Below are 23592 nucleotides of genomic sequence, written 5' to 3'. Positions count from 1 at the left end.
AGTTATGAGAAAAGTTATGATGATAGCCCTGATGTTCGCAGCATCGTCAGCGGCATTTGCGCAAGATGCGGTAAAAGAAGTCTTGAAAGCAAAGACTTATGCCGACGCTCAGGCACTTTTGAAAAGCAATCTTTCCGGCATGACCGATGCCGACAAAGCCAAGGCTTACAACAAACTGGTAGATCTCTCTTTTGAGAAAATCAACAAAGAGCAAAACACCATCAACGCCAATCAGATGGCCGAGCAGTTCAAGCAAGGTAAGGTAGAGGCCTACGACACGTTGGGTTTTTACAACGCCATCAACGATGCGCTCGACAACGCCATTGAGTGCGACAAGTACGACCAACGGCCCAACGAGAAAGGAAAGGTGAAGCCCCGGTTCCACACCTCCAATCAGAATCGTCTGTACAATCTGCGCGTCTATCTGGTGAATGCCGGACAGGAAGCGGCTCAACGAGGAAATACGGCCGACGTATTGAAATTTTGGGGACAGTATACCACCAGTTCCGAGGCAAGCCTCTTTCAGGATATGCCCAACAAGCAGCCCGATCCATACGTAGGTCAGGTGTCTGGTTTTGCCGCTCGTTACGCCATTCAAGAGAAAGACTATGCCGCTGCCGACCGCTATCTCGACGTAGCCCTCAAGGATACGGCCGAGTATAAGGATGCGCTTAGTCTGAAGTTCTACATCGCGCAGCAGCAACTCAAGACGCGGGACGACTCGCTGGCCTACCTCAACCGTCTGAAAGACTTTTATGCCAAAGACTCGAAGAACGACATGATTTTCGGAACGCTGGCCAATATGTACAGCAGCTTGAACATGAAAAACGAGATGAATCAGCTCGTCTCTTCGAAACTCTCGGCAGAACCTCGCAACTCCACCGCCTGGGCTTTGAAAGGACAGGGCGAGATGAACGCCGGACAGTGGGACGAGGCTATTGCCTCTTTCAAGCAGACCATCAGTATCGATCCCACCAACGTCATCATCCTCACCTACTTGGGTTTCTGCATCAACTCGAAAGCCGCAGCCATCAACGGCGACGTCCCCGCGCAGAAAGCACTCTACAAAGAGTCGATGGGCTTTTTGGAGCAGGCCAAAGACCTGGATCCCAATCGTGAGAAAGCCAATTGGAGCTATCCGCTCTACCAGTGCTACTACGTGAACTACGGTGCTGCCGACCAGCGCACCAAGACGCTCGAGGCTCTGCTTAATAAGTAGAACCGAGAGGGTTGCCCAGGGGCAAGGCACAGAGCATGTGGGTATCGCCTGACGCTCTGTGCCTTCTCTTTCGTATTTCCATCAGATCTTTCCGAAATGTTCAGAACGGCCGCTGGGTGCCAGGGAAGCTTTCCGAAATGTTCAGAACGGCCACTGGGTGCCAGGGAAGCTTTCTGAAATGTTCAGAACGGCCGCTGGGTGCCAGGGAAACTTTCTGAAATGTTCAGAACCGTCGCTGGATGCCAGGGAAGCCTTCCGAACATTTCAGAACCACAAAATACACCTTTTATATATAGGATAACGCAGAATGGCCGCAGAGGCACGAAAAAACAGAGTACATGAAGAAAATTTTAATAGTCATAACCCTTGCCATCACCTTCATCCCCAGGGTTTCAGCTCAGAAGAAAGAGCTGGACAAAGTGCGTAACAGTTTGAAAACGGGAAAGGAATTGGACAAGGCCGAGCAGACCATGTATCGACTTCTGGCCGACTCTACAGGTCGACAGAACGAGAAACTCTGGCTCATGCTCTACGACGTCGTCAGAAAACAATACGATGCCGGCAACGAGCGGCTCTACCTCAAACAATCCTACGATACGGCCGCCATCTTCAGTCTGACGCAAAGAATGTTCCGTGCCCTCGAAGGGCTCGACTCGGTGGAACTCGTTCATGTCGGCGGTGTTGTGGACAAATTGAAGTATCGCCGTCGACACGCCGAAACGCTCCACCTCTATCGGCAGAATCTCTATAACGGCGGCATGTACCATTTGCGGAGAAAAGAATACGAAGCGGCCTACACCTTTCTCGACCATTATCTGAATTGCGCCCATCTGCCTCTTTTTGCCGGATACGATTACGCTACGACCGATCCGCTCATGCCCGTAGCAGCCTACTGGAGCGTGTATTGCGGCTACAAATTGCAGCGCCCGCCCCTGGCACTGCGCCATCTCTCGCTGGCAGTGAAAGACGCCGCACACTACGAACAACTGCTGCAATATCTCTCGGAAATCTATCAGATGGAAGACAACACGGCACGCTATCTCGAAATCTTGAGAATAGGATTTGAAACCTATCCCGGAGAACAATTCTTCTACTCGCGCCTCATCGAGTTCTACTCCCGGCAGAAGGATTGGGCCACGGCCAATGCCCTCATCGATCAGGCCCGGCAGAAGCAACGGTCAGACCTCTGGCTCTCTGTTGCCAAAACCACTGCTCTGCTCAATCTCGAGCAATACGAAGCCTGCATCGCCGTCTGCGACAGCATCATTGCCCAAAATGCCACGCTGCCCGAGGCCTGGCTCAACGCTGGACTGTCTTACTTCAATCAGGCCGTGGAGATGGGAAAAGACGTGAAGCAATCCCGCGCCAAACGAAAACAAATTCAAACCCTCTACCAGCACGCCCTGCCTTATCTTGAAAAATTCCGCACCCTGGCCCCTGCGCAAACCGCCCTCTGGGCCATGCCGCTCTACACCATTTATCTGAACCTCAATATGGGCAAGGAGTTTGAAGAGATGGACCGGCTGATGCGAACCATTCCTCAATAAGACAACATCTCCTTCACACACAGACATGAACACAACAGAACAGATTTTACACAAGTTGGGCATCGATCGTCTCACCCCCATGCAGCAAGCTGTGAGCGAGGCCGACAGTCGGCACGATGTCGTCGTACTCTCGCCTACGGGGACGGGAAAGACGCTGGCCTATATGCTGCCGCTGATCAAGAGCATCGATACAGAGAGCGATGCGGTGCAGGCCGTGGTGGTCGTGCCCGGTCGCGAACTGGCTCTGCAATCGCAACGCGTGCTCTCCTCGATCGGCAGCATCAGAAGCTGCGCTTGCTACGGCGGACGAATGGCCATGGACGAACACCGAATGCTCCGACAGATACGCCCGCAAGTGGTTTTCGCCACGCCCGGTCGGCTCAACGATCATCTCGACAAAGGCAACATTGAGGCCGATCAAGTGCGGACGCTCGTCATCGACGAATTCGACAAATGTCTCGACCTGGGCTTCGAAGCCGAAATGCAAGCCCTGCTTCGCTCGCTCAGATATATCCGCCGCCGCATCCTTCTCTCGGCCACCCCGTCAGAGCGCATCCCCGACTTCGTCGACATCCGTTCGGTTGTCTGCATCGACTATCTCGACGAAAATCCCGCAGTACAACAACGCATCAAGATGTTCGAGGTGAGAAGCGAAACGAAAGACAAACTCGACACACTCCACTTGCTGCTCTGCTCCCTGAACGGCGAGAGTGCCATCGTCTTCCTCAATCATCGTCAGAGCGTGGAGCGCGCCGACGAATTTCTTCGCCAAAGAGGCTTCACGACCAGTCTGTTTCACGGCGGACTCGAACAGCCCAGGCGCGAAGCCGCCCTCTACTGCTTTGCCCACGGCAGTGCCAACGTTCTGGTATGCACCGATCTGGCTTCGCGCGGTCTCGACATCGACAACGTTCTCCACATCATTCACTATCATCTACCCGAAACCGAAGACGCCTACACGCATCGTATCGGTCGCACCGCCCGCTGGGACAAGTCGGGCAGCAGCTATTTCATCCTCTCGCCCGACGAGTGCGCCCCCCCATACGCCGCCGAAAGCCTCGAGCCGCTCACACTCCCGACCCCTCCATCCAGCCCCGTTCCGCCTCGGATGGTCACCCTCTACATCGGCAAAGGCAAGAAAGACAAGATCAGTCGTGGCGACATCCTCGGTTTCCTCTGTAAGAAAGGACATCTCAAACCCACCGACATCGGTCGCATCGACGTCAACGCCCGCTATGCCTATGTAGCCGTCGATCGCCAAAAAGTTCGTCAACTCCTCGCAAACGTTGTTGGCGAAAAAATCAAAGGCCTCAAAACCCTCATCGAAGAAGTGGCTCCGAAATAAGCTGCTCCATCCCATTCATTTTCTTAACACTTCACTCTCGCGATGCAATCTCTTAGCTTTTGCATCGCGTTTTCTTAGCTTCTGACTTTCGTTTTCTTAGCTCTTAGTTTGCATTTTCTTAGCTTTCGCAAATTGCTCTTGAGGCAGACGATTTGCATATCCCATTTTTTTTTGCGATATTTGCATCTACATTTGAAAACGAGGCGATAGATTCAACGCCACCAACCACAAGAAAAGATCAATGAACGTGCTTCCCGATCGATGTTGGGAGAACACTCTTGCGCTCATTGCCAAGAAAGTTTCCCCGCAGCAGTTTGACACCTGGTTCAAACCCATAGTCTTCGAATCGTACAACAACGAGACGAAGCTTTTGGTGTTACGGGTGCCCAGTTCGTTTGTCTACGAATACATTGAAGAACATTACATCGAACTTTTGAGTCAGATTCTGCTCCAAACCTTTGGACAGAAAATCAGGCTCACCTATCGAGTGATGGTGGATAGCGAGCATAAAAAGACGCAAGACATACAAGCCGACCCTGCCGATGCACAAGCCACATCGGCGGCAAAGGCGTGGAGCGAGAACGCAGAAGTCGACACACAGACGAAGAAGGAGCCCGAACTCGACCCGCAGCTCAATCCCCATCAAACCTTTGCCAACTACATCGAGGGCGAGAGCAACAAGCTGCCCCGCTCGGTAGGCCTATCGATAGCCGAGCATCCCAACAACAATCAGTTCAACCCCCTGTTCATCTACGGACCTTCGGGCTGCGGGAAAACCCATCTCATCAATGCCATCGGCGTACAGACCAAGCAACTCTACGCCAAGAAAAGAGTGCTGTACATCAGTGCACACCTCTTCCAGCAGCAGTTTGTCAATGCCGTGCTCAAGAACGTGACCAACGACTTCATCAAGTTTTATCAAACCATCGACATGCTCATCGTCGACGATGTGCAGACTTGGGTGAACTCCGAGAAGACGCAAGAAACGTTTTTCCACATCTTCAATCACCTCTTCCGCAACGGGAAGCGCATCATCCTGGCCAGCGATCGGCCCCCGGTAGAACTGCAAGGCATGAGCGAGCGCCTGCTCACTCGCTTCTCCTGCGGCATCATTGCCGAACTGGAAAAGCCCAACATTCAGCTCTGCATCGACATCCTGAACAGCAAAATCCGACGCGACGGACTGCGCATCCCGGTTGATGTAACGCAGTTTATCGCCGAGACTGCCAACGGAAGCATTCGCGACTTGCAGGGCGTCATCAACAGTCTGATGGCCTACTCCGTGGTTTACAACAGCGAGATAGACATGCGTCTGGCCGAACGCGTCATCAAACGAGCGGTAAAAGTAGACGACACACCGCTCACCATCGACGATATTCTCGAGAAAGTATGCCGGCATTTCAACGTCACCGTATCGGCGGTGCACAGCAAAAGTCGCAAGCGCGATTTGGTGGTAGCTCGTCAAGTGGCGATGTATCTGGCACAGAAACACACCAAGATGCCGGCAGCTCGAATAGGAAAGTTAGTGGGCGGCCGCGATCATTCCACCGTGCTTCACAGTTGCACGCAGGTGGAGAACCGAATACAAACCGATCGTCTTTTCTCGAACGAAATCTCCAGCATCGAAGTCTCCTTCAAGCTGAAAAAATAAGAAATCCCTCTCATAAAGCCCGCTTGCCATCGCCACCCCCTCGGCGATGGCATTTTTTTGCGTGTAAAAAAGCTTTTCATGTAGAAAATCACGGATTCTGTGCACCAAAAAAGCTTTTCATGCAGAAAATCACGGATTCTGTGTACCAAAAAAGTTTTTTATGCAGAAAATCACAGATTCTGTGCACCAAAAAAGTTTTTCATGCAGAAAATCACGGATTCTGTGCACCAAAAAAGTTTTTCATGCAGAAAATCACGGATTCTGTGCACCAAAAAAGTTTCTCATGCAGAAAATCACAGATTCTGTGCACCAAAAAAGTTTCTCATGCAGAAAATCACAGATTCTGTGCACCAAAAAAGTTTTTCATGCAGAAAATCACGGATTCTGTGCATCAAAAAAGTTTTTCATGCAGAAAATCATAGATTCTGTGCACCAAAAAAGTCTTTCATGCAGAAAATCACAGATTCTGTGCATCAAAAAAAGAATTTCCTACATAAAAACTCTGTATCTGTAGATCTTCATCTTTTGTTGAATAGAAATAACGATCCTTTTGTTGATGTCCAAGCATCGGACATCGATAAAAACGTCTCAAAATAGCAAATGGCGAATTTCCTGAGACAGGGAAATCCGCCATTTGCTGAAAGATGATGATCGGCCTTAGAGCGCGACAGAGAAAATTATTCGAAATAATAGAGGAAGGTTGCAATACCCTCGAGAGCCGGTTTGCGCTGTCCTTCGATCTCGATTTTAAACTCGATTTCGGTTTTGCAAATACCGCGGAGGTTGCTGATGGCATGCAGTTTGGTGGCCAGGCGCACTCGACTTCCAGTGACGACGGGTTGTCCGAAGCGCATTTTGTCCATTCCATAGTTGACGAGCATCTTGATGTTGTGCACCTCGATGATCTGCTCCCACAGATGGGGTAGGAGCGAGAGGGTGAGATAGCCGTGCGCGATGGTGCTATGAAACTGACTCTCTTGCTGGGCACGGGCCACATCGATGTGTATCCATTGATGGTCGAGCGTTGCGTCGGCAAAGAGATTGATTCGTTCCTGGTCGATCAAAAGCCAGTCGGACACACCTAATTCTTCGCCCAAATGGGCGGCAAACTCTTCGTAAGAGTTGATGACTAATTTGTTCATTATATAATGAGTTGTTGAGTTGTTGGGTGGACAATCGGGGTGGATGAGGCACTTTCCTCCCTCATCTTCGTGCGGCGAAATTAAGCAAAAGAAATGAGCTCTGCAAATCTCTGCATCGCTGATGACCTGCCTCTCGATGCAAAAACACCCGGTGTCGGGGCTGAAAGCAGGTAGGAAATCTTGCGAGACTTAAATAAAATCTCTACCTTTGCGCATCAACCAATTTCGCCTTATGAGAAAAACAATACTTCTATGGTGCGCTTTGGCATTCAGTGTGGCCTCGTTTGGGCAGCAAGCAAAGCAGGATTTTAAGAAAAACAGACTTGTGTCTGCGGGTAATTACTGGGCCTATCCCGGTCCGCTGCGTCCTCAAACGCCGGCACCGAAGGGCTATCGGCCTTTTTATATCAGTCATTATGGCCGACATGGGTCGAGGTATCTCATCGGAATGAAGGAGTATGACACGACCTATTTCACCTTGTTGCGTGCCGACAGCGTAGGAAAGCTTACGCCGTTGGGCAGACAGACGCTGGGCAAACTAAAACTGATTCGAGAAGAAGCCATGGGGCGTGACGGCGAACTCACGCAGCGTGGGGCAGAACAACACAAGGGTATTGCACGTCGGATGTATCAAAACTTTCCCGAAGTGTTTGCCGGACGTGCCACGGTAGATGCCAAAAGTACGGTGATTATCCGTTGTATTCTCTCGATGGAAAATGCTTTGCAGCAGTTGCTTGTACTGAATCCGCAGCTCAAGATTCGTCATGACGCCAGTTATCATGACATGTACTATATGAATCAGACCGACGACAGTCTGCAGGCACGTAAGATGCGAGGAGCGGCCAAGGAGGAATGGATGGCCTTTGCCAAGAGGCACGATCGCTATGAACGGGTGATGAACGCGCTCTTTAGCGATGAAGCCTACTGGAAAGCGAATGTCAACGCTTCGGAACTGAACAAAATGCTCATCAAGGTGGCCAACAACGTGCAGAGTACAGAGCTTCGGCATCAACTTCAGTTGCTGGATCTCTTCACCGACGAGGAGCTCTACGAAAACTGGCTCATCGGTAATGCGCGCTGGTATATCATGTATGGTCCGTCGCCGCTGAACGGTGGCACGCAGCCTTACAGTCAACGCAATCTGTTGCGCAACATTATCCAGCAGGCCGATAGCTGTATCGCCTTGCCACACCCGGGAGCGACGCTGCGTTATGGACACGACACGATGGTGATGCCTCTGGTTTGCTTGCTCGACTTGAATGGAAACGGTCGACAGATAGCCGATTTGGAGAAACTGGCAGAGCAGAATTGGGTGGACTATAAAATCTTTCCGATGGCCTCTAATCTGCAATTTGTGTTCTACCGCAGGTCGGCGGCCGACAAGGATGTGCTCTTTAAAGTGCTGCTCAACGAGAACGAGGCAACCTTACCTCTCAAAACCGATGTCGCTCCTTACTATCACTGGAAGGATTTCCGCGACTTCTATCTCCGGAAGCTCGATGCTTATCGACCATGACCGACGAAACGTTTTTCATTCATAAACTCACGCTGCGCGACATCAAGCCGACGGCCATGCGTCTGCTCATCCTTCGCGAAATGATGCGGGGAGACGAGGCTGTCTCTCTGCCCGAATTGGAGCGTTTTCTGCCCACGGTAGACAAGAGCACCATCTCTCGCACGCTGTCGCTCTTCCTCCTTCATCGGCTGATTCATGCCATCGACGATGGTTCGGGCTCGCTAAAATATGCGGTGTGTGCCGACGATTGCGACTGTACGGTAGAAGATGAACATACGCATTTCTACTGCGAGTGCTGCCATCGCACGTTCTGTCTGAAGCAAATTGCCGTGCCTGTGGTAGCGATTCCCGATGGATTTAGTCTCAACAGCATCAATTATGTGTTGAAAGGAATGTGTCCGGAGTGCGCGTCTGCTGCCGGGTGAAGAAATAAAGATGAATGAGAGAGGCTTGAGAGCCTTTCTCATTCATCTTTTTTCGTATGGATACTTGATCTCATCAGCAAGCCTAAGCAATAGCAATCCTTTCATCTTCATCAACAACAATTCAATATTCATCCCTCATCTTTTATTTTTCATCCCAATAACATGCAAACCAAAGGAATGATTTACTCGGTCAACGACCGACCACCCCTAAGAGAAACTCTCTTTGCAGCCGTGCAACATCTACTGGCTATCTTTGTTGCCATCATCACACCACCGCTCATCATTGCCAAGGCTCTTAATATGGATCTTGCCACGACGGGCTTTCTTGTGTCGATGGCGTTGTTCGTCTCCGGCCTGGCCACTTTCATTCAGTGTCGAAAGCTGGGACCTGTGGGCTGCGGGCTTCTTTGTGTGCAAGGCACGAGTTTCTCGTTTATCGGTCCGATCATTGCCATCGGACAGGCCGGAGGGCTGCCTCTGATTTTCGGAGCTTGCATCGCAGCGGCTCCGGTAGAAATGTTGGTGAGCTATTCGTTTAGGTATCTGCACACCATCATTACGCCTTTGGTGAGCGGAATCGTGGTAATGCTTATCGGACTGAGCCTGATCAAGGCCGGTGTGATGGCCTGCGGAGGTGGCGATATGGCTGCAGCCGACTTTGGGTCGCCTCGTAATCTGCTTGTGGCCGGTGTGGTTTTGGCCAGTGTCATCGCCCTGAATTGCAGCAATAACAAGTATCTTCGGATGAGTTCGATATTTCTCGGCGTGATTATCGGCTATCTCTTGGCCCTGGGTATGGGCATGGTCAACTTCGGAAGTCTTACAGCAGGAAGTATCGAATCGTTCTACGTCCCCATTCCTTTCAAGCTCGGCATCGATTTGAATGTTTCTTCCGTCATTGCCGTGGGCCTGGTCTACCTCGTCACGGCGATAGAGGCCACGGGCGATGTTACGGCCAATTCGATGGTATCGGGCGAACCCGTAGATGGCGAAGTGTATGTCAAGCGAGTGTCGGGCGGCGTTCTTGCCGACGGGCTCAACTCTCTTCTTGCGGGCGTCTTCTCGTCGTTCCCCAACTCGATTTTTGCCCAAAACAACGGTATCATTCAGCTAACGGGCGTGGCCAGTAGGTATGTAGGCTATTTCATTGCAGCGATGCTCGTCGTGTTGGGCCTCTTTCCCATTGTGGGCATTGTCTTCTCGCTCATGCCCTCGCCTGTTTTAGGCGGTGCCACCTTGCTGATGTTCGGCACAGTGGCTGCAGCCGGTGTGCGTATCGTAGCCTCCGAGAAGCTCGACCGCAAGGCTGTGCTGGTCATCGCAGCCAGTTTGGCCCTGGGAATGGGTGTGGAACTCATGCCCGACATCTTGCGGCAACTGCCCGAAAGTGTGCGAACAATTTTCTCGTCGGGGATTACCACCGGCGGACTGACGGCTATTTTGGCCAACGGACTCTTCAATAGAAAGTGAGCCTTTCTGAGTGGGCAGACTCTGATACGAGCCTGCTCACTCGGAAAAAGAAACGAAACATCCCAATGGAAAAATTAAAATCCCGCATCCTCCAAGACGGAAAGTGCTTTCCGGGAGGAATTCTTAAAGTAGATAGTTTTATCAACCATCAGATGGATCCCAATCTCATGATGGAAGTAGCCAAAGAGTTTGGTCGGCTGTTTGCCGATGCGCCCATCAATAAAGTGGTCACCATCGAGGCAAGCGGCATTGCTCCAGCTATTTTGGTAGGTTATATCATGCAGTTGCCCGTGGTTTTTATTAAGAAGAAAGAGCCCAAGACGATGGAAAACATGCTCACGGCCGCCGTTCATTCGTTCACCAAAGATCGCACTTATACCGTTTGTATCAGTGCCGACTACCTCACTTCCAACGACCATGTTCTCTTTATCGACGACTTCCTGGCCAATGGCAATGCCTCGACGGGCGTGATTGAGCTTTGTCGAAAGGCCGGTGCGCAGATCGAGGGGATGGGCTTCATCATCGAGAAGGCTTTCCAGCAGGGTGGAGAAACACTCCGGCAGCTTGGCATTCGCTATGAGGCTTTGGCCACGGTAGAGAGTCTTGACAACTGCGAAATCAAACTAAGATAAAGATTTCAGAAAAAGAGCGTGCCCAAGGAGAGGGCACGCTCTTGTGTTGATGGGGAAAGCTTCTTTTTTTTGCGAAGCGTTGTTTGCCAGGATGGTGGGAGTTAGTTACCCTTGAACAGGTCTTTGATGCCGCCGATACTACCCAACAGGTTGGTAGCTTCGTAAGGCAGGTAGACGGTTTTGGCCTGATCGCCCTGTGCCAATTCTTGCATCATGGCGATATACTTCTGCGCTAGCAGATAGTTGGCAGGATTGGTGCTCTGCCCAACGGCCTCGGTAATCTTTCCGATGGCGATAGCTTCGGCCTCGGCTTTGCGGATGCGCGCTTGTGCTTCACCCTCGGCAAAGAGGATGGCTTGCTGTTTGGCAGCCTCGGCACGGTTGATGGTGGATGTTTTCTCACCTTCCGACTGCAAGATGGCGGCTTGCTTCTCGCCTTCGCTCGTAAGGATGGTGGCGCGTTTGTTGCGTTCGGCCTGCATTTGTTTCTCCATGGCCTGGAGTACGCTTGAGGGCGGGATGATGTCTTGCAGTTCTACGCGATTCACCTTGATGCCCCATTTGTTGGTAGCATCGTCGAGTACGGAGCGCAATTTGGTGTTGATCGTGTCGCGCGAGGTGAGGGTTTGGTCGAGTTCCATCTCGCCGATGATGTTACGCAGCGTGGTTTGCGTCAGTTTCTCGATGGCGTTGGGCAGATTGTTGATTTCGTAAACGGCTTTAAAAGGGTCGACAATCTGAAAGTAGAGCAGCGCGTTGATTTGCATCTGAATGTTATCTTTGGTGATAACGTTCTGCTTGTCGAAGTCGTACACTTGTTCGCGCAGGTCGATAGAGTTGGAGTAGACGTAGCGTCGGTTGGTCATTGTGACGATGGTTTTGGCACTGTCTACGAAGGGGATGATGATGTTGATGCCGGGTTTGAGGGTGGCGTAATATTTGCCGAGCCGCTCAATAATCTTTGTTTCCGACTGTGGAATGATGACCAATGCCATCTTCGCGAAAATCAACACTAAGCCCACAAGGGCGATGAGGAGATAGGTTGTTAATTCCATAAGTTGTTGAGTTATTGAGTTGATGAGTTTTCCATTCTTCACGCAAGATCAAGCGCGTTCAAAAGTCTCCTGTCACAGTCATGACGATACTGTCTCGACTGACGATTTTCACTCTTTCGCCCTTGGCAAAGGCGGTTCCGTCTACCGAGACAGCGCGCCATTCGTCGCCATCCACTTTGATATAACCGCTCTGTGTGGCATCGATGGGTTCGATAACCGTACCGATACGGCCGATGAGAGCGTCGGCATTGCTTTCGCGCGCATCTTCTCCGCGGTGAAGATAGGTGAGAGCCAACGGGCGAACGCAGAAGATGCTCAACGTCGAGAACAGAGCGAAAACCACTACCTGAACCCAAAACGCACCGCCCAACCCACTGCTTACCACGCCGCCTAAGGCTCCGATGGCAAAGCAAAGAATGTAGAACGTGCCGGAAGAGACTTCTAAAATAAGACACACAATGCTGACAAGAAGCCAAAAGAGCCAGGCGTGCGATGAGAAGTATTCGAACATAAGATGAGAATTTTGATGGAACCGGAACCTCTAAGTTGCCCTAAAGGATGCCGATTGGTGGATGGATTGATGGCTCAAAATTAGGTAATCCGCGGTAAAAAACAAAGTCCGGGCCTTGTTTTTCTACTTTTTCCTTCCGTTTCTCTGCTTGTAGAGCTGCGATGCCGACACGCTTTGCATCTTTTTCTCGGGTTTGTTCGTCTGCACATCGTTCTTTGAGCCTTTCGTTGTTGCCCGATAATAGGCTATGGCCTCGGGCATATCTCGTTGAATGGCGGCAATACGTTTGGCGTCAGATGGATGGTCGCTCAATACGTCCGATCCGTTTCCACCGCCCGATTTTGCTGCCATGCGTCGCCAAAAGTCTACGGCCACCTGCGGATCGTAGCCCGCCATTGCTGCGAAAATCAATCCCATACGGTCGGCCTCCGACTCGTTGTCGCGCGAGTATTTCAGATTTCGAAACGAGAAATACTGTCCTGCCGCCACCTGTGCCAGGTTGCCAACCGTCTCGCCGCCAATCATGCCGAGCAGTCCGCTTCCAATTTGCGTGCCATAGGCCTGCCGAATCTTCTTCGACATCTGTTCGGCCGAATGTTTCGCCACGGCATGTGCAATCTCGTGTCCCAGGACAATGGCCAGCGAGGCCTCGTCTTGCGTTACGGGCAACAGGCCTTCGTAAACCACAATCTTCCCGCCTGGCATGCAAAAGGCATTAACGCTTGGGTCGGCAACGAGGTTGAATTCCCATTCAAAATTCTTCAGTTCATCCTGAAAACCGTTGTTCACCAGATACGTTTCCACGGCGTGTGCCAATCGTTGTCCCACGCGTTTCACTATCGCCGTTTGCTGAGCGTTGGTCGAGAGCCTTGCATCCTGCAAAAACTTGGAATATTCTTGCTTGCTCAGGCTCAATATCTGCGCATCCGATACCATTAGCGAATGCTTCCGTCCGGTCACCGGCACTCGGCTCGACGTTCCGCAGGCCGCCGTCATGACGAGTGCTAAAAGAAAAAGGTTGATGTTCTTGATCATCTCTATCTGTTTACAATCTTTTATCGTATTGGGCAGCAAAGGTAGCGATTTATTCTAAAAATGGCCCCAAACGCGTCTTGCATATTCAATGAACGAGTTGACAAGGGAGTTCCCCTGCCAACTCGTTCATAAAAAAGCAAACGATTTTGTTTACTCGTTGATAGTTCTCCGCCTCAACTCTTCCCAGATATTTGCATTTGAGGGATTACTGCGGAGTCCATTCTAAGCTATATGTATATTGATAAATTAAAGTTTCTGTCTCTATATATATATTGGTTTTATCAAAGTGCATATAATACCAATTGTGCCAGGAAGGACTCCATGATGGAGCTTCTGTGCTTGTCCAATAATATCCCAACGTTTGAATCGAATAGTTGTCGGGGCTACCAGACGCGACGCCTGTAGCAGGCAAGAAGAAATAATCGTCTAACTTCTGTGGAAAACCTTCGGTGGCAGATCTCATCCAAGGTGAAGAGGGTTCTGTGGTTAGGTAATTGTTGCCATCCGAGGCGATAGTTTTATAATATGCTTCGGGCTTGCCTTGCTCTGCGGCGATGGTGCTTAACTTTTTAAACCACATACCACCTTGAAAAAGGTCCGTATGGTCTCTCACCCAAAGCATTTTGTCGCTCCAAAGCGGATTGCCATTACTGGCGAGCCAGCTGCATTCGTTAATATTGGGATTGTTAGCAGTGTTGGCTGCTTGAGGATCCTCTCCGTAGACTAGACCTTTATATGATGGTATTTTAAGGTTGGCTGTAATGTCGTAAATCTTACCGGCTTCTACGTTGATGGTGAGTTGCTGGGGAATAAAACCCTCAATGGGCTTCTTAACATTCGGCCATACGGTCATATCTGTATAATCTGTAGTGTTGCGTAGCCAATAGTAAATCGTGAGATGATGCAGGCCGGGCGCAAGAGTTATATAGCTGCCATTCTTGTCAAGGTCGGCTGTAGCATTATCGAGGAGAAAGTGATTGGTGTTGAGTACGATCGTTTTCGAGGCTCCGCTGGTGGGTGATGCCGACAGACCTGTAGCCCCCAGACTGTAGGTGCCGGCAAGGTTTTGATCGGATGTCACTTCTATTTTTATCAGCTTGCTCCGCTTTACAAATGCATCTGTAGAACGAGGTTGAAAACACAGGTAAGCTACCTTATGTTCGAGCTCGAAGTTGTAGATACCATGGATGTCGCGATGGGCTGTGGCTGTTCCGCAGTCGCCAGATGTGCCAAGATGTTCGGTGTTGTTGGGTGCACTCTGCGTCTGTGTAGCAGCAATGGTAACGGCATCGCCTTGGGTGCTTCCCTTACCGGTATAGGTAACGAGATAGCTCGCGCCGGAAAGCGTACTGGAGAAATAGAACTGAGCACGATTGGTTTTACCCGTAATGTTGCTCGAGGTACTGCTGATAGGAGTTGCGCCAGCGGTGATCCAGATTTTGTCGCCCGTTTCCCAAAAGAATTTTCCTTTGCCACCGATGGTATGTTCCATTGTGGTGCGCGTTGGCGATACGTTACCACTTTGAAAGGTGGTTAATCGTTGTTTGCCTGTATGCTCTTGTTTCTCGATATCTTCGCTCGCACAAGCTACCATCAAGGCTGTTGCTGCAAAGAATAAAAGGGTTTTCTTGCTAATTGTTTTCATATTCTTTTCCGTTTTTGCTCTCTTGTTGTTAAATGCCCCAAGATTGTGGGGTGTTTTCTTCTTCGCGCTCTTCTTCGTCATCGAAAAAGAAGCCTTGTTTGGCATCTCCATAGCTTCCGCCGTTCTCGGCATCTTTGTGTTGCCCGCTACCATGCAATAAATGTTCCTCTTCCATTGTCATTACTTTGCTTGTAGGTCGTATGTAGACCTTTCTCTTATTACAATTCATAATCTCTAATATTTTTATGAGTGAAAATCTTTGTTATTTTCTCTTTCCCGTCCTTGCTAAGTGGGCATGAAAAGAGAAGCAAAGGGAACTCCGAAGAGCCCTTTGCCGATGGGACTATACGCGTTTCGCGCGCGCGTAGGAAAAAGTGAAAAAGTGTTACACTACCAATAGGTGCGCATATGGTGTGTGTGTGTGTGTGTGTGTGTGTGTGTGTGTGTGTGTAAGGTAGTCATTTTCTCGGAGACTACCAAGGGAAAGGCGTTAAAAGATGCAGAAAAGTCAATTCCTTTCTGTTCTCCTACTATACCTTTATATATATACACGCTACACATGGCTTGCTTTTGTTGTTCTGTTCTCTTATTGAAAGAAACCTATGGTCTTGTTGTTACAGAAACGAGCGGTTTCTGTGAAGACGACGGCAAAGGTAGCACAATCTTTTGAGATGGACAAATAAAGGTCTCTGGATTTTACCTCACCACTTTCCTTCCCCCTACGATGTAGATGCCTTTGCCCAGGAGGTCGAGACGAGTGCCCAGGTAGCGGCCGTCGAGACTGTAGATGCGTTGCGAACGAGTGGCAGAGGGATCATGCTCTGAGGCAGTAGGTTCGACGGGAATCTCAGAGATGCCGGTGGCGGTGGGGCGGAGAACCTGCACCTCGTCGAGGAAGAAACGAGGCTGACTGCCGATGAACGAGAGGCGGAGCTGCCCCGTGCCGTGGAGGGTAGCGGTGCAGGTGGTCCAGCTTTTTTTGGAGAGCGCGAAAGACGCAGGCGTGATGGTGAGGCGGGGGTTGAGACTGCTGATATTGAGGGTACAGTTTTCAGTTCCCCAAGCGGCGGCCTTGAAGGTGATGGTGGCTCCGTCTTCAGCATAGAAGAGAGGCGTGCGCTCGTTTCCCCAGGTCTTTGTCGTACCGAACTTAGCACACTGATGGGCACCGTATTCGGCATTGCCGCTGGTGGCGGAAGTCCACCCGAGACGGTCGGGGTGGAAAGCACCCGAGCCAGCCGCACCGGCCCATAGGCCATCGTTGCCGCCGCGACCGCGACACTTGTCGAACGACTCGTAAAAGAGCGTGTCGCCCGGGATTGTGAGATTCCCGCCCGAAGTGAGGCGAAAGCGGAACGAGACATGGCCATCGGGATGACGGCGGATGTGAGTGAGCGATTTGTTGAGAACGTCGCTGCCATCCGGGCCGAGGTTGAAGACCGACGCGCGGGGTTGAGACGTGGCAGTGAGGCTATCGTTATCGTTGAAAGGGTAGGGGTCTCCGGCTTGACTGGCCATGGTTGTGCCGGCCGAATTGTCGGCATGAAAGATGGTGCACCGCTGATGATTGGGATTAGCGTTCACGCGGTTGTGTTGCCAGGCGGCAGCATCGTAGTCGACATGCAACACTAAGAGGCCTTCGCCGGGCAGGGCCGAGTCCCAGTGACTCTTGCGGCGATTCTCGAGCAGATAGTATTCCCGGGGTTCGTTGTCGTTGTAGATGATGAAGGCACCGCCTCCCTCGCTTAGCGGAAGAAGTGTAGGCACGTCGATATCCTGTTTCAGTTCTACGGCATGAAGCCAGCCCGATTCTATCTTCTCGTAGCTGGTGTATCCGGCCGGAGTGTAGCCCCGACCGTTATAGCCGCCGTAGTCCATCAAGTCCCACGATCCCATCCCGAAGGAACCGTGACCGGCCGTGTCGTACATGTCGGGGAATCCGAGGCAATGGGTGAACTCGTGGCAGGCGGTACCGATTCCGGCAAGCCGCGGACCGAGTTCGAGTTCGTTGCTACAGGCATAGGTGTCAATGGTGACGTGGTCGAGGGTGAGCGTGCTACCGTAGTCGGACGACGAGAGCGTCCATTCGTGCGGCCAGATGGTGTTCGGGAGTCCGCCCGAAGCCTGACCGTAGCCGGCGTAGATGATGTAAACCTGATCTACCTCGCCGTCTTGATCCCAGTCGTAGAGACTGAAGTCGACAGAATCTTGAACGGCCCGACAGGCCTCGGCGGCCATCTCTCCCGGGCGAGTATCGTGATCGCCGTCCTCGGTCTCGGCCCCGTAATAGGCCATGTTGTGAGCCAGGCGCACTGGTCCGACCACGTCGAACGTCAAGTCGAAAGCCTCATTGCTCTGCGCTTTGAAGTAATCGTGTATGCTCCCCCTGGCTCCGTCTTGATGCGTAAATCCCTCTTGATTGGCCATGCGGAAGAAAAGGGCTTTGTCGTGGCCAGCGGCGAAGTGGCGGTCGGAAAACTCGGCGAGGATGATCAGGCCCTTTTTATGCCCTGTGTACGGTGTGCGTTGTGACGTCAGCCGGAGTCGGCGCGCCTCTCTACGGCGATTGTTTTCCTTGGCGCGGGTCTGCGCCTTGGCTCTCGTCGGTTCAGTCAGGAGATGGGCCATGCCGTTGTCGTCGATGGAGAAGCATCTCCCGTCTTCCGACTGCCAATAATGCAGATGCTCGTCGCCTTGCAACTGAAGGCGAATGGAAGTGCCGTCGGTCAGTGTAGCCGTTCGCCATACGCCGCGTTGCGCCGGCATGGCCGGGGCAATGGCTACGCAGAATGAAAACAGGGCGGAGAAGAGAATTCGGTTTTTAGAATGGGTGTTGAGTTTCATTGCGATGGGGGATGTGTTGATGCAGTTCTCACTCAGTTGCATCTCTTCGGGAGGAAGTGCGCCTGGGAGAGAATAGCGTTCGAGCTGTCTGCAAAGGTATGAAAAATGAATTGACAATTGATCATTCACAATTGAGAATTGACCATTCTCTTTTCGGCTGATGACCTCCGAGTGTGCGGGAGGTGACTTCCGAATAGGTGGGAGATGGCCTCCCGCTTGTTGCGCGATGGCTTGCGCTGTTACCGCAGGTTATGGCGGTATGGGTTTTCTCTGTTTGGTGTTGTCGGCTGCAGCCGGTGGATTGGTTGAATGAGAAATGAGTTTCGGCCGCGGCCGAAACTCATTTCTTTGCTCGAATTTGCTTTTCGGTCGTGGCCGAAAGGTCGATGGACATCCTCTGAGTTGGAAGGCAGAGAAATCAAGTATGCTTCCAACTGCTTAGAAGCACACTTTATTCGAACTTCACTGCGCGATAAGGTTCTGTACGCGCTCGTCCGATATAGTTGTAATTACCCATAAACATGGTGGAACCCATAATTCCGAGATAAGGAGCCAGAGGGTAAGGCTTATAACCATTAAGAACGCCCGTTCCGGTGCTTGTCCAATAGGTGGCTTGACTTTCATCCGAACCTGCAGGAAGAGCGAAATATTTCGTCATCTCGGTGGGGGTGGGAATGCCGGTGGATACGGAGAAATTGTTGGCCATGACGCAATGGTCGGTTAGGTTAAAAAATGCTTGCTGGTCCTTGCACGAAGAACTTGGAGGTAGGGTGGTGGGAATCGCTGTGGAACTGGCCCCGTGATCGGCCACTAAGTGGGCCCACTTCTTCAGGCGTATCACGCCTTTATACACTTTGTTGTTGGCTGTCCAAAGTTCTTCCGCATCCCAGTAGGGACCGAAGATGAGATACCAAGCCATTTCAAACTGATTGGGACAGTCGCGACAGGAGTTTTGGGCCACAGCACAGGGACCGTTTTCGGTAAACTCGTCGTTGAACCATCGCAGCGGATCGGTCGTCTTGTTCTGCGGAGCCTTCGCTGGGGTGTAGGGTGGGGTTTGCCCATCGTAATACCACTTTTTGGCATCCCACATGTAGGGCGTCACCTCGCGACTGTAGTCGCGCCCCAGATTGGAGGTGAGGTCGTAGACGGTGTTGGGCAGATAGGTTGCCGAGGCGAAATTTTTGGTTACTGTTCCGGTCATCCCTGTGCCGATGTTGCGCAGATGATACACCACGTTGAGAGCCGTGGTCTGCGGGGCCATCACGATGTAGAGGGCGTTGTCCTCGGGGGTGGCCACGGCGCGCAGGGGCAGCTGGGGTACAGTGAGAGTAATGGTTTTCGAACCGTTGGAGCTGGGAGTCGTAGCCAATCCGGTGGCGGTGAGGGGGAATTTGCCGGCAATGTCTTTGTCGGCCGTGACGGTCACTTTCTCGATGACGAACTGGCGTATCAGGGCGTTTTCGCTTCGGGGCAGCAGGTAGAGATAGGTGGCCTGATGTTCGAGTGCGAAATAAAAGCCGTTGGTCTTTTTCTGTGCCAAAGCATAACCACAGTCGCCCGAAGCCCCGAGGTGAGCCGAGCTGTTGGCAGCGGTCTGCGCTTGGGTGGCCTTGATTTCCACCTCGTCGCCGGAGGTGCTACCCTGTCCGGTGTAATAAACCGGATAGGTAGAGTTGAGGTAAGAGCCCGACAGTTGGAAGCGGGCGTGGTTGGTCTTGCCTGTGATGTTACTCGTGGTACTGGCTACCCGTGTAGTGCCGTTGTCGACCCAAATTTGGTCGCCCGCCTCCCAAAAGAATTTTCCCGGTCCGTTCTGCACATGTTCCATTGTGGTGCGCGTGCCGGCGGTGCTGGTAAAAGTGGTGGTGACTTCTTGCGCGGTGTTTCCGACAGCGTTTCCGGCGGTCTGATTCGTGTCTTCGTTTGCGCAGGCGGCAACGAGAGTGGTCATGGCAAGGGATGAAAGCAAAGTTTTATAGATACGTTTCATTGTTTTTTCCTTTCTTTTTTAATACATGAATTCCAATTCTTCTTTTTCTCCTTCCTCTTCTTCATCCCAAAAGAAGTCTTCCTTGGCGTCGCCCGAGCTTCCGCCCGAACCGGCATTCTTGTGCTGCCCTGTGGCCGACTGCAAGAGGCCTTCCATAGGCAATCCGTAGATGCTGATAGCGGGACAAGTGTATGCCCGCCTCTCTAATTGATTCTTTTTCATATCCTGTTAATTTTATAAGTGATAAATGGTTATTTTTTCTCTCTTCTTTTCTGCCGAGATCTCTTTTTCACTCTCGCCGGAAAACACACGAAAAAGCCTGCAAAGAGATTTGCTGAGAATCCCTTTGCAGGCAATAGTTTCGCTGCGTTTCGCGCGCGTAGGAAAAAGTGAAAAAGTATTACGCTACCAATAGGTGCGCATATTGTGTATGTAAGATAGCCATTTTCTCGCAGACTACCAAAGGAAAGGCGTTAAAAGATGCAGAAAAGTTGGTACCTTTCTGCCCTGCCATTACACCTTTATTATATATACACATACGCTACATCGTTTCCTTTTGTTTCTTCTGTTCTGAAGATCAATCCTTTCTTTGGAGGCATCTGTGCTTCCATCAAGAAAGCGGTGGCAAAGGTAATACAATCTTTCGAAATGGGCAAATATCGCGTTGGAGAATGTAGATGCGAGACTGCGCAAGAGGGGGCAATTCGAGGTTGCCTTTTCCCCTCTCACTTTTTTTTATTACATTTGCAAGTACAATCTTAAATAGAAGAAAAGAATGAAACCAACATTGTTATTGCTCGCCGCCGGCATGGGAAGTCGCTACGGCGGATTGAAGCAGCTCGACGGGCTCGGTCCCAACGGCGAAACCATTATGGACTATTCCATCTACGATGCCATCAAGGCGGGATTCGGCAAAATCGTTTTCGTCATCCGTAAAGATTTCGAGCAAGACTTCCGCGAGAGAATTCTCTCGAAGTATGAGGGGCACATCCCCGCCGAACTTGTGTTTCAAAGCATCGACGCTCTGCCCGCCGGGTTCGAGGTGCCTGAAGGCAGAGAAAAGCCCTGGGGTACGAACCACGCCGTGCTCATGGCCAAAGACGTGGTGAAGGAACCGTTCTGCGTGATCAACTGCGACGACTTCTACAACCGCGACTCGTTTATGGTGATGGGCAGATTTCTCGCTCAGCTTCCCGAGGGATCTCGGAATCGGTATGCGATGGTGGGCTTCCGCGTGGGCAACACGTTGAGCGAGAATGGCACCGTGGCACGTGGCGTTTGTTCGGCCGATGCCGATGGGCATCTCACCACCGTTGTCGAGCGTACCGAAATCATGCGGGTGAACGGGGCTGTGAGCTACAAAGACGAGCAGGGAGCATGGGTGGCTATCGACGACAATACGCCGGTGTCGATGAATATGTGGGGTTTTACACCCGACTACTTCGAATATAGCGAAGAAGGTTTTCGGACGTTCCTCTCCGACCCGAAAAACCTGGCTCATCCCAAGGCCGAGTTCTTCATTCCGCTCATGGTGAACCATCTGGTGAACGAGGGAACGGCAACGGTGCAGGTACTCGACACGACGAGTAAGTGGTTTGGTGTGACCTACTCGGCCGACCGCGAGGGCACCGTGGCAAGGATACAAAGCTTGATTCGAGAGGGCGTTTATCCTGAAAAACTGTTTTAAGTTCAGCGTGCCGGATTCCTGTTAAAGGTTTTCTTCCGGCGAACAACGATAAGAGAAGAGCGCAGCACTCCATTGTTGGGGGCTGCGCTCTTCTCTTGTCGTTTCTCCCAGGGGGAAAGTTCAATGGGGTGCGCGTTCAGACAATCTACCGGGGGAGTTGATTCCTTTGCCGGTTCTAACCATCTACCGGGGGTAAAAACTTATTGGATCAGAACTTTTCTGCCCTCTACAATGTAATAACCCTTGGGTAGAGGCATATGCCGCGGCAGCTTGTGGCCGGAGAGATCGTAGATGGGCGTTTCCTGCGTTTTGCCGTCGAGGAGAGGCGATGGTGCGACGGAGGTGGGGATGCCGTCGATGAGGAGAGGCCGACCCGAGAATTGGGCGGGCAGTGTGAAGTAGGCCCTGAAGGCTCGGATGGACTTGTTGCCGGGGAAGAGGCGCAGTCGACCATCGGAGCCCAGGTAGAGACTGTTGGCGGATGGAGTGACGGGTTGCAGCACTCCGATGAAAGTTGTTTCGGTTGTGGAGCCGTCGATGGGAGAAAGATTCGTTGCGTTGGTGCTGATGAGACGAACGTCGTTGTGGGGGATCACCAGATAAGGCCGACCGGCTTGTATCGTACTGCTTGCCGTGGTGATGAACCGAATGCCCGTCTCGTCGGCTCCGGCGTAGGTAGCCACTTTCGTTCCGAGACCGAAGATGCGCTCCGTCTCCTGGGCCGAAAGCGACACGGGCAGACAGAGTGTGTTGGGAGCGTTGGCTTTCAGGGTGCGATGGATGTTGACGTTCACCTGCGAGGCCGAACCGTAGATGTTCTTCTGGTCGTCGTAGAAGCAGAGGGTGACGTCGCTCTTGGCAATGGGGCAGAGCTGGAGATGGGCGTTGTGAGGAATGACGAGTGCGCAGACTTCGAGTCGGGCTCCATCGTAGACCGATGTGCCCACGGCAAAGCGGTCTACCATCTGCAGAGAGCCGTCGCCCTGGGTGAAGGTCGTGCTTACCCATTCGCAGGGATGCGCTTGCAGATCGGTGGCCGGGACAGGTAGAGGAATCAGCGTCTGCGTACCGATGCGACGGAGTGTTGCATCGGTCACTTCGGTCAGGCAGAGCATGCCTTGCCTATTGGCGATGGTTCCGCAAACGTCTCCGGCGATGAGGTCTTCGCGGGTCAGATCAACCGATGTGGGGAGTTGGAGACAGAAGGCCCCGGTGTCGTCTTGCACGAACGTTTCGTCGTTGTGCCGGAAAAGCACAGTGGCACGGGAGAGTTGCAGGCAGACGGACGTGCCTGAGAGCAATGCTTGCAGGCGGGCGATGGTGTTCACGGTCTGTCGTTCGTTGGGTTTTCCAGGTTCGTCGCCGCTACCGGGTTCAGCATATTCGATGTCAAGGCTTACGAGTGAGAAATACCTACCGGTGGGTGGCAGAAAGGAAAACAGCAAACGGTTGCTCTGTCCTGTCCATAGACCCTTGTTCGCATCCAATGTTCCTGGCTTGGCTTGAAAGAATTCGGCCGTGGGGGCAAGAGCTTTTCCGCCTGTTTGGAAGATGAACGAGAGCCTTTTGATCGGTCGTTCGGCCTCCACCTCGAGCGTGTTGCCCCAATACAGGCGCACGGCGTTGTAATAGGAAGGCACCCGTTTGCCTTCGCCGGAACTGAATCTCAGACTGTAGCCTTTTTGATTGAGGATGGTCACGCTGGCTCCTCGGCGGTAACCTTTCTTTTTCAGACGTGCGTTGAGGTCGAGGGTCTCGGCGTTGGCTGTGAAGAGGTGAACGAAACTCACAGTCAGGAGCAGAAGATAGGTAATCTGTTTCATGGATTCTTTTTCTTTGGTTTTACAATCGCAAAAATAGCGTTTTTCTTTGATT

At 51.7% G+C, this 23592-nt stretch carries 19 protein-coding genes; 9 read left to right on the top strand and 10 right to left on the bottom strand.

The annotated features are described in order from the left end of the window. The first annotated feature begins 4 nt into the window (after positions 1 to 4). From J5A66_RS07190 to dnaA, 4 genes are all read left to right on the top strand, one after another. A complete protein-coding gene (locus tag J5A66_RS07190; RefSeq protein WP_211789978.1) occupies positions 5 to 1219 on the top strand; it encodes a hypothetical protein in 1215 nt (404 codons plus the stop codon). Positions 1220 to 1557: 338 nt separating this feature from the next. After that, positions 1558 to 2766, top strand: coding sequence for a lipopolysaccharide assembly protein LapB (locus tag J5A66_RS07185; RefSeq protein ID WP_211789977.1), 1209 nt, complete (start codon positions 1558 to 1560; stop codon positions 2764 to 2766). Positions 2767 to 2791: 25 nt separating this feature from the next. After that, positions 2792 to 4111 carry a DEAD/DEAH box helicase gene (locus tag J5A66_RS07180; RefSeq protein ID WP_211789976.1) on the top strand — a complete coding sequence of 440 codons (1320 nt, stop codon included), beginning with the start codon at positions 2792 to 2794 and terminating at the stop codon, positions 4109 to 4111. Between the two features lie 241 nt (positions 4112 to 4352). After that, positions 4353 to 5762: a chromosomal replication initiator protein DnaA gene (gene dnaA / locus J5A66_RS07175; RefSeq protein ID WP_211789975.1), complete on the top strand. Its 1410-nt coding sequence runs from the start codon at positions 4353 to 4355 to the stop codon at positions 5760 to 5762. Positions 5763 to 6439: 677 nt separating this feature from the next. Here the strand turns inward: dnaA and J5A66_RS07170 are convergent. Further along, entirely contained in the window at positions 6440 to 6904 is a 465-nt protein-coding gene (locus tag J5A66_RS07170) for a MaoC family dehydratase (protein WP_211789974.1), read from the bottom strand. 232 nt (positions 6905 to 7136) lie between these two features. Here J5A66_RS07170 and J5A66_RS07165 point away from each other — a divergent pair, with 232 nt between their 5' ends. The 4 genes from J5A66_RS07165 to xpt all read left to right on the top strand — a co-directional run bounded on the left by J5A66_RS07165 (position 7137) and on the right by xpt (position 10947). Beyond that, entirely contained in the window at positions 7137 to 8420 is a 1284-nt protein-coding gene (locus J5A66_RS07165) for a histidine-type phosphatase (RefSeq protein WP_211789973.1), read from the top strand. Then, the gene (locus J5A66_RS07160; protein WP_211789972.1) at positions 8417 to 8845 is read left to right on the top strand and encodes a Fur family transcriptional regulator; all 429 of its coding nucleotides are present in this window, start codon (positions 8417 to 8419) and stop codon (positions 8843 to 8845) included. Before J5A66_RS07165 ends, J5A66_RS07160 begins: the two co-directional genes overlap by 4 nt. Before the next feature lie 177 nt (positions 8846 to 9022). Continuing rightward, entirely contained in the window at positions 9023 to 10315 is a 1293-nt protein-coding gene (locus tag J5A66_RS07155) for a nucleobase:cation symporter-2 family protein (protein WP_371742848.1), read from the top strand. Positions 10316 to 10380: 65 nt separating this feature from the next. After that, entirely contained in the window at positions 10381 to 10947 is a 567-nt protein-coding gene (gene xpt, locus J5A66_RS07150) for a xanthine phosphoribosyltransferase (protein ID WP_211789970.1), read from the top strand. Between the two features lie 101 nt (positions 10948 to 11048). Here the strand turns inward: xpt and J5A66_RS07145 are convergent, their stop codons facing one another. The 8 genes from J5A66_RS07145 to J5A66_RS07110 all read right to left on the bottom strand — a co-directional run bounded on the left by J5A66_RS07145 (position 11049) and on the right by J5A66_RS07110 (position 20252). Further along, positions 11049 to 12002, bottom strand: coding sequence for an SPFH domain-containing protein (locus J5A66_RS07145; protein ID WP_211789969.1), 954 nt, complete (start codon positions 12000 to 12002; stop codon positions 11049 to 11051). A 58-nt stretch (positions 12003 to 12060) separates the two neighbouring features. Further along, positions 12061 to 12513, bottom strand: coding sequence for an NfeD family protein (locus tag J5A66_RS07140; RefSeq protein WP_211789968.1), 453 nt, complete (start codon positions 12511 to 12513; stop codon positions 12061 to 12063). A gap of 123 nt (positions 12514 to 12636) precedes the next feature. Then, positions 12637 to 13548: a M48 family metallopeptidase gene (locus J5A66_RS07135; RefSeq protein WP_211789967.1), complete on the bottom strand. Its 912-nt coding sequence runs from the start codon at positions 13546 to 13548 to the stop codon at positions 12637 to 12639. Positions 13549 to 13753: 205 nt separating this feature from the next. Further along, positions 13754 to 15193 carry a hypothetical protein gene (locus J5A66_RS07130; RefSeq protein WP_211789966.1) on the bottom strand — a complete coding sequence of 480 codons (1440 nt, stop codon included), beginning with the start codon at positions 15191 to 15193 and terminating at the stop codon, positions 13754 to 13756. A gap of 28 nt (positions 15194 to 15221) precedes the next feature. Further along, positions 15222 to 15368: a hypothetical protein gene (locus J5A66_RS07125; RefSeq protein ID WP_249109937.1), complete on the bottom strand. Its 147-nt coding sequence runs from the start codon at positions 15366 to 15368 to the stop codon at positions 15222 to 15224. Positions 15369 to 15889: 521 nt separating this feature from the next. Next, a complete protein-coding gene (locus J5A66_RS07120; RefSeq protein ID WP_249109936.1) occupies positions 15890 to 18079 on the bottom strand; it encodes a M6 family metalloprotease domain-containing protein in 2190 nt (729 codons plus the stop codon). Positions 18080 to 18488: 409 nt separating this feature from the next. Then, entirely contained in the window at positions 18489 to 20030 is a 1542-nt protein-coding gene (locus tag J5A66_RS07115; RefSeq protein WP_211789964.1) for a hypothetical protein, read from the bottom strand. Positions 20031 to 20048: 18 nt separating this feature from the next. Beyond that, on the bottom strand, positions 20049 to 20252 hold the full coding sequence (locus J5A66_RS07110) for a transposase (RefSeq protein WP_211789963.1): 204 nt from the start codon (positions 20250 to 20252) through the stop codon (positions 20049 to 20051). Between the two features lie 553 nt (positions 20253 to 20805). On the opposite strand from J5A66_RS07110, the gene J5A66_RS07105 reads away from it, so the two are divergent. Next, complete coding sequence (locus tag J5A66_RS07105) at positions 20806 to 21717, top strand: nucleotidyltransferase (RefSeq protein ID WP_211789962.1); 912 nt, start codon at positions 20806 to 20808, stop codon at positions 21715 to 21717. Positions 21718 to 21917: 200 nt separating this feature from the next. On the opposite strand, the gene J5A66_RS07100 is transcribed toward J5A66_RS07105, so the two are convergent. Then, positions 21918 to 23540 carry a hypothetical protein gene (locus J5A66_RS07100; RefSeq protein ID WP_211789961.1) on the bottom strand — a complete coding sequence of 541 codons (1623 nt, stop codon included), beginning with the start codon at positions 23538 to 23540 and terminating at the stop codon, positions 21918 to 21920. Between the last annotated feature and the right edge of the window lie 52 nt (positions 23541 to 23592).

It is taken from the genome of Prevotella sp. oral taxon 475 (genome assembly GCF_018127805.1).
Taxonomy (GTDB): domain Bacteria; phylum Bacteroidota; class Bacteroidia; order Bacteroidales; family Bacteroidaceae; genus Prevotella.
The sequence above is the reverse complement of the archived record's forward strand: the minus strand, read 5'-3'. Positions and strand labels throughout refer to the sequence as shown.

Bases quoted from the DNA above. Each gene is read 5' to 3' on its own strand.
- J5A66_RS07190 (WP_211789978.1), top strand. From the start codon at position 5: ATGAGAAAAGTTATGATGATAGCCCTGATGTTCGCAGCATCGTCAGCG.
- J5A66_RS07185 (WP_211789977.1), top strand. From the start codon at position 1,558: ATGAAGAAAATTTTAATAGTCATAACCCTTGCCATCACCTTCATCCCC.
- J5A66_RS07180 (WP_211789976.1), top strand. From the start codon at position 2,792: ATGAACACAACAGAACAGATTTTACACAAGTTGGGCATCGATCGTCTC.
- dnaA (WP_211789975.1), top strand. From the start codon at position 4,353: ATGAACGTGCTTCCCGATCGATGTTGGGAGAACACTCTTGCGCTCATT.
- J5A66_RS07170 (WP_211789974.1), bottom strand. From the start codon at position 6,904: ATGAACAAATTAGTCATCAACTCTTACGAAGAGTTTGCCGCCCATTTG.
- J5A66_RS07165 (WP_211789973.1), top strand. From the start codon at position 7,137: ATGAGAAAAACAATACTTCTATGGTGCGCTTTGGCATTCAGTGTGGCC.
- J5A66_RS07160 (WP_211789972.1), top strand. From the start codon at position 8,417: ATGACCGACGAAACGTTTTTCATTCATAAACTCACGCTGCGCGACATC.
- J5A66_RS07155 (WP_371742848.1), top strand. From the start codon at position 9,023: ATGATTTACTCGGTCAACGACCGACCACCCCTAAGAGAAACTCTCTTT.
- xpt (WP_211789970.1), top strand. From the start codon at position 10,381: ATGGAAAAATTAAAATCCCGCATCCTCCAAGACGGAAAGTGCTTTCCG.
- J5A66_RS07145 (WP_211789969.1), bottom strand. From the start codon at position 12,002: ATGGAATTAACAACCTATCTCCTCATCGCCCTTGTGGGCTTAGTGTTG.
- J5A66_RS07140 (WP_211789968.1), bottom strand. From the start codon at position 12,513: ATGTTCGAATACTTCTCATCGCACGCCTGGCTCTTTTGGCTTCTTGTC.
- J5A66_RS07135 (WP_211789967.1), bottom strand. From the start codon at position 13,548: ATGATCAAGAACATCAACCTTTTTCTTTTAGCACTCGTCATGACGGCG.
- J5A66_RS07130 (WP_211789966.1), bottom strand. From the start codon at position 15,193: ATGAAAACAATTAGCAAGAAAACCCTTTTATTCTTTGCAGCAACAGCC.
- J5A66_RS07125 (WP_249109937.1), bottom strand. From the start codon at position 15,368: ATGGAAGAGGAACATTTATTGCATGGTAGCGGGCAACACAAAGATGCC.
- J5A66_RS07120 (WP_249109936.1), bottom strand. From the start codon at position 18,079: ATGCAACTGAGTGAGAACTGCATCAACACATCCCCCATCGCAATGAAA.
- J5A66_RS07115 (WP_211789964.1), bottom strand. From the start codon at position 20,030: ATGAAACGTATCTATAAAACTTTGCTTTCATCCCTTGCCATGACCACT.
- J5A66_RS07110 (WP_211789963.1), bottom strand. From the start codon at position 20,252: ATGAAAAAGAATCAATTAGAGAGGCGGGCATACACTTGTCCCGCTATC.
- J5A66_RS07105 (WP_211789962.1), top strand. From the start codon at position 20,806: ATGAAACCAACATTGTTATTGCTCGCCGCCGGCATGGGAAGTCGCTAC.
- J5A66_RS07100 (WP_211789961.1), bottom strand. From the start codon at position 23,540: ATGAAACAGATTACCTATCTTCTGCTCCTGACTGTGAGTTTCGTTCAC.